The organism is Kitasatospora sp. NPDC058492 (assembly GCF_042720685.1).
GTDB lineage: Bacteria > Actinomycetota > Actinomycetes > Streptomycetales > Streptomycetaceae > Kitasatospora.
In genome coordinates this window covers 24,756-37,382 of sequence record NZ_JBHXMU010000081.1, presented here as the reverse complement: position 1 = coordinate 37,382, position 12,627 = coordinate 24,756, and the positions used below count along the sequence as shown (strand labels likewise).

The following is a 12,627-nucleotide window of genomic DNA, read 5'->3' as shown; positions in this document are numbered from 1 at the left end:
CTTCCGCGGCCCCTGAGCCGTCCGGTCCTTGCGGATCTTGAAGTCCATCGCATCCCCTGAACTGGGGTGTTGCGACAACCACTAGAACCTAAGCCGCCGGCGGGGGCCTCGGGCTGTCCGGACCGGCGTCAGCCGCGGTTGGCGGTGCGGCGGGTGAGGAGGAAGCCGCCGACCAGGGCGATGCCGTAGAAGGCGAGGTCGAGCGCGCGCAGCTCGGCGCGCCAGTGTGCCAGGGCGTCGTGCGGCAGGCCGCGCGGGCCGGGGCCGGCCGCGTGCACCCGGCGGAGCTGGCCGGTCAGCTGGCCGAGCAGCAGCGCGCAGGCCGCGAGCAGCGCGCCGAGCAGCGGCAGCACCCGGCTGCGGCCGCCGAGCCGGCCGAGCGGTAAGGCGACCAGGGCGGCGAGGGCGATGGCCAGCCAGCCGAGGCTGTCCGCGGCCCGGGCCGGCGCGCAGCCGTAGGCCAGGCCGCCGAGCAGCATGGCGAGGACGGCGAGGGCGACCGCCAGGGCGGTGCGGCGGCGCGGGCCCGTCCGGTGGGAGCGGATGGTGGGGACGTATCCGGCCACCGGGACACCGGGCATACCGGGCGCGACGTAGCCCTCGGGGGAATCCAGGGTGGGTGTGACCGAGTAGTGCTGGGCGGTGCGCGGCCGGCCCGACTGGCCGTCAGCGCCCGGTGCGGGTGCGGTCATGGGCGTCGGATCCCCCCGGAAAGACGATGAGCTGCCGAACGGTAGCAGCGCCCCGGCCAGATCTTGGCGAGTTTTCGATCACAGATCGGGCACGGAGCGCCGAGCCCGATCCGGTACGCCCCGGATCGGGTGCGGGGGTCGGGTGGTCCCGGCCCCCGGGGACAGGGGATGATGGAGACTTGGGCGTTCGGGCCTGAGGCCGGGCCGACACGCCGTCACCACGACCGCCAGCAGCACATGGGGGAACGTTCCGAATGACCCAGGCGCAGGGTTCCACCGGCCGCCTCCTGGCCGGCCGCTACCGGCTGAACGGCGTGCTCGGGCGCGGCGGCATGGGCACCGTCTGGCGCGCCGAGGACGAGATGCTGGGGCGGACCGTCGCGGTCAAGGAACTGCGGATGAACGCCAGCGTCGAGGAGGAGGAGAAGCACCGGCTGATCGTCCGGACGCTGCGCGAGGCCAAGGCCACCGCGCGGATCCGGCACAACTCGGCGGTCACCGTCTTCGACGTGGTCGACGAGGACGACCGGCCGTGGATCGTCATGGAGCTGGTCGAGTCCCGCTCGCTGGCCGACGTCATCCGGGAGGACGGGCCGCTGGCCCCCGCCCGGGCCGCCGAGATCGCGCTCGACGTGCTCGGCGTGCTGAGCGCCGCGCACGCGCTGGGCATCCTGCACCGGGACGTCAAGCCGTCCAACGTGCTGATCGGCGACGACGGCCGGGTCGTGCTCACCGACTTCGGCATCGCCAGCGTGGAGGGCGACGCCTCGGTCACCTCCACCGGCATGCTGGTCGGCGCCCCCTCGTACATATCCCCGGAGCGGGCCCGCGGGCAGAAGCCCGGGCCGCCGGCCGACCTGTGGTCGCTGGGCGGCACGCTGTACGCGATGGTCGAGGGCCGGCCGCCGTACGACCGGGGCTCGGCACTGGCCACCCTGACCGCGGTGATGACCGAGGAGCTGACCGCCCCGGTGAACGCCGGGGCGCTGCAGCCGGTGATCGAGGGGCTGCTCGCCAAGGACCCGGCCGAGCGGCTGGACGCCTCGCAGACCCGGTCGATGCTGAAGCGGGTCGTCGCGGAGGCCACCTCGAAGGCCGAGTCGACCACCGTGCACGCGCTGCCGGTCGAGAGTCCGGCCGCCGCCGCGGAGCCCGAGGAGGCCCCGGCCGAGGCCGAGGAGGGCCGCAAGCGGTCCATCGGGGGGCTGCTGGGGACGGTCCGGGTGGGCAGCCGGGCCAAGGACGAGGAGCCCGCCGCCGTGGCGGAGCCCGTCGTGGAGCCGGCGCCCGAGCCCGCCTCGCCGTCCTCGGACGTGGCGTCGGGCTCGGCTTCGGGTCCGCTCGCGGCGTCGGGTTCGGCTCCGGCGGCCGAGCCGATCCGGCCGGTGACCAGCGAGTGGACCCTGGGCGCCACGCAGGCGGCCGGCGCCGACCCGCGCAACGGACGGCGGCGGCTGGCCGTCGTCACCGTGGTGCTGGTCCTGCTGCTGATCGCCGGGGTGGTCGCGGTGCTCCAGGCCGTCGGCAACGGGGACGACTCGTCGGCGAACGGCGCGGGCGCCACCTCGTCGGTCTCGACCAGCTCCGAGGCCGGGCCGAGCGGGACCCCGGCCGCCTCCGTTCCGGCGGCGGAGCCGGAGCCGGGCACCGACAAGCCCGCCCCGGACAAGCCGGCCACCGACACACCGGCCCCCGACAAGCCGGCCGACACGCCCGGCCCCTCTGCGGCGAACCCGCCGGCCGCCGGCGCGCCCGCCACCACCCCCGCGCAGAGCCCGACCCCGCCGGGGGCCGCCGTCCCGGCCGGTTACCACGAGTACAAGGACCCGACCGGCTTCTCGGTCGTCCTGCCGGACTGGCTCCAGCCGGCCGGTTCGGAGGGCGTCCGCCGGATCTTCAAGGGCAACGGCAGTACCCTGACCATCGAGTGGACCACCACCCCCGGCCCCAGCGCCGTCGCCGACTGGCAGGACTCCGAGCCGGGCCTGCGTTCGAAGGTCACCAACTACCAGCGGGTCAACCTGGCCGCGATCAACTACCGGCAGTGGAGCAACGCGGCCGACTGGGAGTGGATCAGCGGCACGCCGCGCACGCACTCGCTCAACCGGGGCTTCGTCACCGGGAACCCGGCCAAGTACGGCTACGCGATCTACTGGATCACCCCGGACGCGGACTGGGGTGCCCCGGCCAACTCCCAGGCCCGGGACACGGCCTTCGCCACCTTCCAGCCCGCGCCGTAGGGCGCTAGGCCTAGCCGATCACCCGGGCCTTGGCCCGGGTGAACTCCTCGTCGGTGAGCGCGCCGGAGCCGTGCAGGGCGGCCAACCGCTCAAGCTGGCCGAGGAGTTGGTCGCCCGCGCCGAGTTCGGCGGGGGCGGTGTCGGCCGCCGGCCCGGCGGCCGACGCGGCCTTGCGGGCGAGCCGGGCGGCCTCCCGGAGCTGCTCGGCGAAGACGTCGGCCTTGGCCACGTCCTCGAACCGGTGCGAGCCGGTCAGTGCGACGATCGTGAGCACGTCGCCGTTGAGCTTGGTCCTGGCCACGGTCGCGTCCGTGACCGCCGTAAGCGGAACCGGGACCGGCGGTTTACCGTCCTTGAGAAAGAGCAGTCGGTGGGTGGTGAGAACGAGCACGCCCTTGCGGAAGTGGTCGGGATGGCGCCCGGCCGTCGAGGCGACCGGATTCTCGCCGTCGATGACGACCGCCTCCACCGTGCGCACGGCCTCGGCCTGATTGGCTTGGCTGTTGTTTCCCGCCACCTTGAAGGCGGTGTCGATCAGATCGGTCCAGTCCATGGGACCGAGCGTAAAGGAGCCGCTCAGTAGGCTGCTCGGCGAGCGAGAGGAACTGGCATGCGAGGCGGCCCGGAGCAGTTGCTGGCGGGGCGGTACCGGCTGACGGACCGTCCCGAACTCCTGCGGGCCCTGGCGGTGGACGACCGCACCGGGGAGTCCGTGCTGCTGCGAGCCCTGGAGCTGCCGGCGCTGCTGACCACCGGTCAGGACCTGGACGGCGAGGTGCCCGCGCACGCCGACCGGCTGGTCCGCCGGGTGGCGGCGGTCGGCTCGGCCGCGCCGACCGGGCACCCCCGGCTGCTGCGCGGGCTCGGTGCCTTCGTCGAGGGCGAACTGCTGTGGACGGTGGAGGAGCGGTCGGGCGCCATGACGCTGGCGGACCTGGCGGCGGCCGGACCGGTGCCGCCCTACCGGGCGGCCGAGCTGGCGGCGGACCTGGCCGGCGCGCTGCGGGCGCTGCACGAGGACGGACTCGTCCACGGCAACCTGACCGCCGAGTCCGTGCTGGTCTGCGAGGACGGCGCGGCGATGCTCGGCGGGCTGCTGTCCGGGGTGGCGCAGGAGGCGCTGGCCGAGGACCTCGGCGGCCCGGGCGGGCGCCGCCGGTACGAGGTGCGGGCCACCCTGGTCGGCCCGGTGGCGGAGCGCTGGCCGCTGGACGGCGGCCCGGCGGGCGACTGCTGGGCGCTCGGGGTGCTGGTGCAGCGGCTGGTCACCGGCCGCTCGCCGTTCCCGGACGGTGGCGTGCCGGAGCTGGTGTCGGCGGTCCGGGACGGGCGGCGGGAGCCTGCGGCGGCCTGCGGGCCGCTGGCGCCGCTGGTCGAGCGGCTGCTGCAGCCCGACCCCTCGCTGCGGCCGACCGCCGAGGAGGCCCGCCGGGAGTTGGCGGCGCTGCTCGCGGGCGCGCCGGAGCCGGTCGACGAGGAGTGGGCGGCGCGGGCGCTGGTGCTGAGACCGGAGGCCCCGCTGGTGCGGCGCCGGCGGGGGCGGGGTGGTGGACGAGGGCGGTCGGAGGTCGTCGTGGGCGCGGGCGCCGGGGCGGGCGCCGGGGCGGGCGCCGGGCGGCCGGACGAGGTGCGGCCGCCGCGGATACCTCCGGCGCTGTTCGGCCCGTTGCTGGTGGGGGGCGTGTTCCTGCTGCTGGTGCTCGGGGTGGCCGCGGTGGTGCTGTTCGCAGGCTGACGGCCCCGGAGTGTCCCGGACCGTCGGTCCGACGGGTGAGCGTGATTACCGGGGCTGGCAAGGTGCGCCTAATGTGTGCGTGGGATTTGTTCGAACAGTGGTCTGCACCAGGCCCTCCGTCGCTGTGACGGCAGACGGATGTGAGGGGGAGTGGTCGCCGATGGGCGTGCAGGACCGGCCGGAGACGGCCGAGACGGAGCGGCTGCTGGCCGGGCGGTACGAGCTGGGCGACCGGCTCGGCCGCGGCGGGATGGGGACCGTCTGGCGGGCCTGGGACCGGATGCTGAACCGCGAGGTCGCGGTGAAGGAACTGACCGTCAACCACCTGCCCGAGGACGAGCTGCAGATCCTGCACGCCCGGATGAAGCGGGAGGCCAGCGCGGCCGCCCGGATCAAGCACCCCGGCGTGATCACGGTGCACGACGTGCTGGAGCAGGACGGCCGGCCGTGGATCGTGATGGAGCTGGTGGACGGCCGCTCGCTGGCCGACGTGATCAGCCAGGACGGCACCCTGCAGCCGCGCGCCGTCGCCGAGGTCGGCAGCCAGGTGCTCGCCGCACTGCACCGCGGCCACCAACTCGGCGTCCTGCACCGCGACGTGAAGCCGGCCAACGTGCTGCTGGAGCGCGGCACCGGGCGGGTGGTGCTGCTGGACTTCGGCATCGCGACGTACGAGGGCTCGGCCGAACTGACCCGGCCGGGTGACCTGGTCGGCTCGCCGGACTACCTGGCGCCGGAGCTCGCCCAGGGCGAGCGGCCCGGGCCGGCCTCCGACCTGTGGGGCCTCGGGGCGACGCTGTACGCCGCGGTGGAGGGCCAGTCGCCGTTCCGCCGGACCTCGCCGATCACCACGCTGGCCGCCGTGGTGGGCGAGCCGCTGCCGGAGCCGGTCCGGGCCGGGCCGCTGGGCCCGGTGCTGGCCGCGCTGATGGCCAAGGACCCGGCCGAGCGACCGAACGCGGACGAGGCCGCCCGGATGCTGGCCGAGGTGCAGGCCGGGCACACGATCGGCCTGAAGCCGGTCGCGCCGCTGCGCGCGCCCACCCAGTCGGTGCCGGTGGTGGACCGCAGCGAGCGCCCGGCGGCGGAGGAGGACCCCGAGGAGGAGGACGCGCCGGGGGCGACGGCGGCGGAGGCCGAGGAACCGACCGGGGCGCGCTCGGGGGCCGTTCCGGACACCACCGGGGGCGTGGCCGTCGAGGCGGCAGCGCCCACCGCCGAGGTCGCGCCGGTGGCGCACCCCGTCACGCCCGCACGCGGGCCGGCCAAGCGCCGCAGCAGCCTGAAGATCGTCGTGATCGCGGTGGCCGTCGGCCTGCTGGCGGCCGGCGCGACCTTCCTCGCCACCCGGCACACCACCACCGGGCACGTCGCCGCCTCCACGGCCGACGATCCCGTCCCGACCGCCTCCACCAGCCCGGACCCGACCAGCGACGCCAGCCCGGGACCGGCGGCGCCCAACGGCTACCACTGGGTCGACGACCCGGCCGGCTTCCGCTTCCCGCTGCCCTCGGTCAGCCCGGCCTGGCAGCGCAGTGCCACGCCCGACAACCAGGTCTACTACAGCCCCGACAACAAGGTGCACTACCTGCAGTTCGCGGTCACCGTCGGCCAGTCGGTCAAGCCGCTGGAGCACCTGCGGCAGATGGAGGCCACCGTCTCCAAGAACCTGAAGGACTACAAGCAGCACAAGATGACCGGCGTCGCGGTGAACGGTCACGAGGCGGCCGTCTGGGAGTTCAGCTACCTCGCCAAGGAGGGCGGCCGGCGCCGGGCGGTCGAGGCCGAGTTCATCGACGACGACGGCACCAGCTACGCGATCTACTCGTCCAGCCCGGACCGGGGCAACGAGTGGAACGAGGCGGAGCAGCGCTTCAACGCGGTGCTGCACTACTTCACGCCGACCCGCTGACCGGGGGCGCCCGCTCCGCCCGGCCGCGGCAGATTCTTGTTACCGACGGGTACCGGACCGGCCGCCGAGCGCCTAGGCTGCGCCGTATGTCGGACCTCACAGCAGGCGCAGCGGCCACCGAACACCCCGCGACCGGGAACCCGCCCGCCCCCGGCGGGGGCCGGACCGTCGCGGCCGCCGTCCCGCCGTCCCTGGTCGCCCGGTTGGCCGCCGGCGTCACCGCCACCGGCGAGCCCAGCCTGGTGGAGACCGTCGCCCCGCTGACCGGCGAGCGGCTGGCGAGCCTGCCGCAGTCCACCCCGGCCGACGTCGAGGTCGCCTTCGAACTGGCCCGCCGCGCCCAGCCGGCCTGGGCCGCGCTGCCGGTGCGCCGCCGCGCGGCCGTCCTGCTGCGCTTCCACGACCTGCTGCTCAAGCGGCAGGACGAGGTGCTGGACCTCGTCCAGGCCGAGACCGGCAAGGCCCGGCTGCACGCCTTCGAGGAGGTGCTGGCCACCGCCATGGCCGCCCGGCACTACGGGCGGGCCGCGCACGGCTACCTCCGGGACAAGCGGCGCGGCGGGGCGCTGCCGGTGCTCACCCACGCGGTCGAGGCCCGTCGGCCCAAGGGCGTGATCGGCCACATCTCGCCCTGGAACTACCCGCTGGAGCTGTCCGTCGGCGACGTCCTGCCCGCCTTCGCGGCCGGCAACGCCGTGGTCAACAAGCCGGACACGCAGACCGCGCTGACCGCGCTGTGGGCCCGCGAGCTGCTGATCGAGGCCGGGCTGCCGGCCGACCTGTGGCAGGTCGTGCTCGGCGACGGCCCGGTGATCGGCCCCGCCGTGGTGGAGCACGCCGACTACGTCTCGTTCACCGGCTCCACCCGCACCGGCCGCGAGGTCGCCCAGCGCGCCGCCGCCCGGCTGGTCGGCGCCTCGCTCGAACTCGGCGGCAAGAACGCCATGCTGGTCCTCGCCGACGCCGACCTCGACCGGGCCGCCGCGGGCGCCGTGCGGGCCTGCTTCTCCTCCGCCGGGCAGCTGTGCATCTCGATCGAGCGGCTGCTGGTGCACCGCTCGGTGGCCGACGACTTCCTGGGGCGCTTCGCCGCCCGCACCCGGGCGCTGCGCCTCGGCGGCGGCCTCGCCTACGGCGCCGACATGGGCTCGCTGGTCTCCGTCCGCCAGCTGGAGACCACCACCCGGCACGTGGAGGAGGCGGTCAAGGCGGGCGCCACCGTGCTGGCCGGCGGCCGGGCCCGGCCCGACCTCGGCCCGTACTTCTTCGAGCCGACCATCCTCGACGGGGTGACCCCGGACATGGCGGTCTGCGGCGAGGAGACCTTCGGCCCGGTCGTCTCCGTCTACCGCTTCGACACCGACGACGAGGCGGTGGCCGCCGCCAACTCCACGCCGTACGGCCTGAACTCCAGCGTCTGGACCAGGGACACCCGGCGCGGCCGGGCGGTCGGGGCCCGGCTGCGCACCGGCACGGTCAACGTCAACGAGGCCTACGCGGCCGCGTACGGCTCGATCGGCTCGCCGATGGGCGGCATGGGCGACTCCGGGCTCGGCCGCCGCCACGGTGCCGAGGGCATCCTGCGCTTCACCGAGGCGCAGACCGTCGCGACCCAGCGGCTGATGCCGATCGCGCCCTCGTTCGGCCTGGACGACCGGCAGTTCGCCGCGGTGATGACCGGCGGGCTGCGGGTGCTGAAGGCGCTGCGGTTCAAGTAGCCGTCCCGGACCGGGGGTCCAAGTAGCCTTCCCGGCCCGGGGGTTCGCCCCCGTGGTCGGAGCCGGCCCGGCCGGTGGTCCGATCCGCCCGTCCTGTGGTCAGGTTCGCCCGTCCCGTAGTCAGTTCGCGTCCCGAAGGAGCAGTGGCAGATGGTGGAGTCCGGCGGTGCGGCGGAGTTCGACTACGACGTGGTCGTGGTCGGCTCCGGCTTCGGTGGTTCGGTCGCCGCGCTGCGGCTGACCGAGAAGGGCTACCGGGTCGCCGTCCTGGAGGCCGGCCGGCGCTTCGAGCGGGACGAACTGCCCAGGAACTCCTGGGACCTGCCGAACTACCTGTGGGCGCCGAAGCTCGGTCTCTACGGCATCCAGCGGATCCACCTGCTGGCCAACGTGCTGATCCTGGCCGGCGCCGGGGTCGGCGGCGGCTCGCTGAACTACGCCAACACCCTGTACGTGCCGCCGAAGGCCTTCTTCGAGGACCGCCAGTGGCGCCACATCACCGACTGGCAGGAGGAGTTGGCGCCGTTCTACGACCAGGCGCAGCGGATGCTCGGGGTCCGGCTCAACCCGACCGTCACCCCCTCCGACGTGCACCTCAAGGCCGCCGCCGAGCAGATGGGGGTGGGCGACACCTTCCACATGGCGCCGGTCGGGGTCTTCTTCGGGGACGGCCAGGACGCCGGCGGCAGGGCCGGGGCGGCGCCCGGGGACGAGGTCGCCGACCCGTACTTCGGCGGCGCCGGGCCGGCCCGCAAGGCCTGCGTGGAGTGCGGCGAGTGCATGACCGGCTGCCGGCACGGAGCGAAGAACATGCTCACCGAGAACTACCTGCACCTGGCCGAGCGGGGCGGCGCCGAGATCCACCCGCTCACCACGGTGGCCCGGATCCGGGAGCTCCCCGGCGCCGACGGGAGCCGCGGCTACGCGGTGGACGTGCGCCGGACCGACTCCCGCTCCCGCACCGACCGGGTGAAGGCGGGCGCGCGGACCATCACCGCCGCCCGGGTGGTGGTCGCGGCCGGGACGTACGGCACCCAGTCGCTGCTGCACCGGATGCGTGACGGGGGGCACCTGCCCCGGATCTCCGGCCGGCTCGGCGAGCTGACCCGCACCAACTCCGAGGCGCTGGTGGGCGCGCAGACCACCGACCGGCGCTACGGCAGCCGGGTGGACTTCACCAAGGGCGTGGCGATCACCTCCTCGATCCACCCGGACGCCAGCACCCACATCGAGCCGGTCCGCTACGGCAAGGGCTCCAACGCGATGGGCGCGCTGTCGATAGCCCAGGTCAAGGGCGGCGGACGGGCCCCGCGCTGGCTGCGCTACCTGGGTGGGTCGGTGCGCCACCCGGTGACCTTCGCCCGCTCGATGAACCAGCACCGCTGGTCCGAGAAGACGATCATCGGCCTGGTGATGCAGTCGCTGGACAACTCGATCACCGTCTCGCTGAAGAAGGACCTGCTCGGCAAGAGCCGGCTCACCTCCGCCCAGGGCCACGGCGCCCCCAACCCGACCTGGATCCCGGCCGCCGAACAGGGCGCCCAGGCGCTGGCCGAGCAGATCAACGGCTTCGCGGGCAGCAGCGCCGGCGAGATCTTCGACATCCCGATGACCGCCCACTTCCTCGGCGGCTGCCCGATCGGCGACGCCCCCGAGACCGGCGTGGTCGACCCCTACCACCGGCTGTACGGCCACCCGGGGATCAGCGTGGTCGACGGCGCGGCCGTCTCCGCCAACCTCGGGGTGAACCCCTCGCTGACGATCACCGCGCAGGCCGAGCGCGCCATGTCGATGTGGCCCAACAAGGGCGAGGCGGACCGCCGCCCGGCCCAGGGCGAGGCCTACCGGCGGGTCGCCCCGGTGGCGCCGGCCCGGCCGGCCGTCCCGGAGGACGCGTTCGGCGCGCTCCGACTGCCGCTGCTGCCCGTCCCGGAGGTCCCGAAGAAGCGCGGCTGAGCAGGCCCCGACGGGCCAACCCGCCCGGCTCGGTACCCGGTTGACATTCGTTCGGATCCGATGGGATAAACGGGCTTTCTGGGGGACCAGGAACTCGTCGAGCGGGGGGAAACCGGTCCATGGCCATCTGCGCATCGTGCGGCGCGGCATCGGTGGAAGGGGCGCCCGCGTGCGTCTCGTGCGGGCGGCCGCTGACGCCGCCCCCGCCGACGGCCGCCATGCCCGCGGTACCTCCCGTCGTGCCGCCCGCCGTGCCGCCCGCCGTGCCGCCCGCCGTACCGCCCCCGCCGGCGTACGGTCCGCCGTCCGCCGCGCCCGGGTACCCGCCGCCGCCTTCGCCGCCCGGCTACGGGCCGCCGCCGCCCGCGCCCGGGTACGGCCCGCCGCCCGGGTACGGCCCGGGCCACCCGCAGCCCGCCGGGCCGCCCACGCTGGGCAGTTGGGGCGCCGGGCAGCCGTACGACCCGCGGGCCGGCCGGCCGAACGTGCTGAGCCGGCTGGTCGGCGCGGACTGGCGCCCGGCGCTCCTGGTCGCCATCGCCCCGACCGCCGTGCTGCTGCTGGCGGCGCTGATCGTGGCGGTCCCGAGCGACTACCAGTACGCCTACCTGGTCCGGGCGCCCGGGTTCGGCGAGCGCTTCGGCGCCGCCCTGTCGATGGCGCTGAGCGCGCTCGGTGCGCCGTTCAAGCTCGGGTACACCACCGCGCTGCGACGCGGCGACGCGGCGGGCATGGACGCGCTGCTCCGGGCGGTGCCGCTGACGGTCACCGTGCTGTGGGCGCTGGCGCTCTGGCTCGGCCTGCGGACCGCGGCACGCCGCCGCCGGGCCGCCGGCCTCCAGCTCACCCGGGCCCAGGCCGCGGGCGAGGCGCTGCGCACCGCGGTGGTCCTGGCCGCGGTGACCGCGCTGCTCGGGCTGGCCGGCGGGACGTCCTGGGAGCCGCAGCGCACCGGCCTCGTCGGCCGCGCCCTCGGGGTGACGTACACCGTGGACTCCGGCTGGCCGGAGGCGACCGGCTGGACGGCCCTGCTCGCCGCGCTGACGGCCTTCGCCGTCCACGGCACCGACGCGCTGCGCTGGGCCGCCTGGCGCAGCCGGGCGGTGCGCGGCTGGGCGGTCGCCGCGCTCACGGCCGGCCGGGCGCTGGCACTGTCACTGGGCCTGGCCTCGGTGACGGGCTTCGTGCTGGTCGCCGTCAACAGCGACGAGGGCTGGCAGACCCCGGTCTCGGTGGCCTTCCTGCCCAACCTCGGCCTGGGCCTGCTCGGCCTGGGCTCGGGGGCGACCTTGCAGGCGTTCAACGGGGCGAGCGGCGGGGCGGGCGACGCGGCGGTCGCGATCGGCGGCGACTGGCAGGACACCCCCGACAGGGGGGAAATCTCCTTCTTCGACCTGCACGACCAGACCGCCGACTGGCGCTGGACCGGCCTGCTGGCCCTCGCCACGGCGGGCGTCCTCGGCTGGTCGGCGTACCGGCGGCGGCTGGACGCGGCCGACCGGCTCCGGCTGGCGGCCGTCCACGCCGTGGCGCTCACCGCGCTGATGGCGGTGGGCGGTGCGCTGATGACGACCTCGACGTCCTCGGCGGTCGCGGGGTGGGACACCTTCGCGAACCAGACGGAGGTGTCCCGGGACACCTCGATCAACCTGGGCTTCGCCAGCGTGCTGGTGGCCAACCTGGTCTGGGCGGCGATCGGCGCGCTGCTGGTGCCGCCGCTGCTGGCGGCCGTCCGCGGCCGGGGCGCGGTGGCCCGCGAGGACGCCTACGGCGCTCCGCCGTACGGTGCGGTGCCGCACGGTGCGGTGCCGCCGCCGGGGGCGCCGTACGAGGCCGGGCCGGAGCCGCAGCCGTACGCCCCCGGGGCGGGGGTGGGCGACGTGGTCGGCTCGGACGACGCGCCGCTGGTGCCGCCGCCCGGGGCGTCGGCCGAGGAGCCGGTCGATCCGAGCGTCTGGCGCAAGCAGCCCTGAGCCGGGCAGCCGTGGGCGGAGCGGTCTGGGCGGAGCGGCCCTGAGCCGGGCGGCCCGGACAGGGCAAAGGGCCCCGCGGGGGAACGGGGCCCTTTGTCGCTCAGCACACGGCGTCAGGGCTGCGCCGGTGCTGGGGGTGACGGCGCCGGGGGAGGGGCGCCGTCGGGTCGGTCGGCTTCGGGGTCGCGCCGTCGCGGCCCGGCGTGGGTGGCCGGTGGCGCGGGGCGCGCACGCTCGCGGTGCGGCGGGTCGGCGCGCAGGTCTGCGCCGGGCCTTCGCTCACGGAGCGTGAGGTGACGTACGGGGCTGCCGCCCAGTGCGGCGGCATCGGTCGGGGCCTCCACGGTGAGCCTGCCGGCCGCCGGGAGAACCGCTTCCACGCAGCATCGTGCTGGACGAAG

At 75.6% G+C, this 12,627-nt stretch carries 8 protein-coding genes; 6 read left to right on the top strand and 2 right to left on the bottom strand.

From position 1 onward, the window contains the following. Positions 1-128: 128 nt before the first annotated feature. On the bottom strand, positions 129-692 hold the full coding sequence (locus ACFWPI_RS35205; protein ID WP_380370130.1) for a hypothetical protein: 564 nt from the start codon (positions 690-692) through the stop codon (positions 129-131). 254 nt (positions 693-946) lie between these two features. On the opposite strand from ACFWPI_RS35205, the gene ACFWPI_RS35200 reads away from it, so the two are divergent. After that, a complete protein-coding gene (locus ACFWPI_RS35200; protein WP_380370133.1) occupies positions 947-2,932 on the top strand; it encodes a protein kinase in 1,986 nt (661 codons plus the stop codon). A 10-nt stretch (positions 2,933-2,942) separates the two neighbouring features. On the opposite strand, the gene ACFWPI_RS35195 is transcribed toward ACFWPI_RS35200, so the two are convergent. Then, a complete protein-coding gene (locus tag ACFWPI_RS35195) occupies positions 2,943-3,485 on the bottom strand; it encodes an SHOCT domain-containing protein (protein ID WP_380370135.1) in 543 nt (180 codons plus the stop codon). A gap of 57 nt (positions 3,486-3,542) precedes the next feature. Here ACFWPI_RS35195 and ACFWPI_RS35190 point away from each other — a divergent pair, with 57 nt between their 5' ends. The 5 genes from ACFWPI_RS35190 (at position 3,543) to ACFWPI_RS35170 (ending at position 12,226) form a co-directional block, all read left to right on the top strand. Next, entirely contained in the window at positions 3,543-4,667 is a 1,125-nt protein-coding gene (locus tag ACFWPI_RS35190) for a protein kinase (RefSeq protein WP_380370138.1), read from the top strand. 160 nt (positions 4,668-4,827) lie between these two features. Then, positions 4,828-6,579 (top strand): protein kinase, encoded by a 1,752-nt coding sequence (locus tag ACFWPI_RS35185; protein WP_380370140.1) that lies wholly within the window; start codon positions 4,828-4,830, stop codon positions 6,577-6,579. 86 nt (positions 6,580-6,665) lie between these two features. Further along, the gene (locus ACFWPI_RS35180) at positions 6,666-8,297 is read left to right on the top strand and encodes a succinic semialdehyde dehydrogenase (protein WP_380370143.1); all 1,632 of its coding nucleotides are present in this window, start codon (positions 6,666-6,668) and stop codon (positions 8,295-8,297) included. Between the two features lie 150 nt (positions 8,298-8,447). Continuing rightward, positions 8,448-10,253, top strand: coding sequence for a GMC oxidoreductase (locus ACFWPI_RS35175; RefSeq protein ID WP_380370146.1), 1,806 nt, complete (start codon positions 8,448-8,450; stop codon positions 10,251-10,253). Between the two features lie 218 nt (positions 10,254-10,471). Further along, entirely contained in the window at positions 10,472-12,226 is a 1,755-nt protein-coding gene (locus ACFWPI_RS35170) for a hypothetical protein (RefSeq protein WP_380370149.1), read from the top strand. Positions 12,227-12,627 lie beyond the last annotated feature (401 nt).

Bases quoted from the DNA above. Each gene is read 5' to 3' on its own strand.
- ACFWPI_RS35205 (WP_380370130.1), bottom strand. From the start codon at position 692: ATGACCGCACCCGCACCGGGCGCTGACGGCCAGTCGGGCCGGCCGCGC.
- ACFWPI_RS35200 (WP_380370133.1), top strand. From the start codon at position 947: ATGACCCAGGCGCAGGGTTCCACCGGCCGCCTCCTGGCCGGCCGCTAC.
- ACFWPI_RS35195 (WP_380370135.1), bottom strand. From the start codon at position 3,485: ATGGACTGGACCGATCTGATCGACACCGCCTTCAAGGTGGCGGGAAAC.
- ACFWPI_RS35190 (WP_380370138.1), top strand. From the start codon at position 3,543: ATGCGAGGCGGCCCGGAGCAGTTGCTGGCGGGGCGGTACCGGCTGACG.
- ACFWPI_RS35185 (WP_380370140.1), top strand. From the start codon at position 4,828: ATGGGCGTGCAGGACCGGCCGGAGACGGCCGAGACGGAGCGGCTGCTG.
- ACFWPI_RS35180 (WP_380370143.1), top strand. From the start codon at position 6,666: ATGTCGGACCTCACAGCAGGCGCAGCGGCCACCGAACACCCCGCGACC.
- ACFWPI_RS35175 (WP_380370146.1), top strand. From the start codon at position 8,448: ATGGTGGAGTCCGGCGGTGCGGCGGAGTTCGACTACGACGTGGTCGTG.
- ACFWPI_RS35170 (WP_380370149.1), top strand. From the start codon at position 10,472: ATGCCCGCGGTACCTCCCGTCGTGCCGCCCGCCGTGCCGCCCGCCGTG.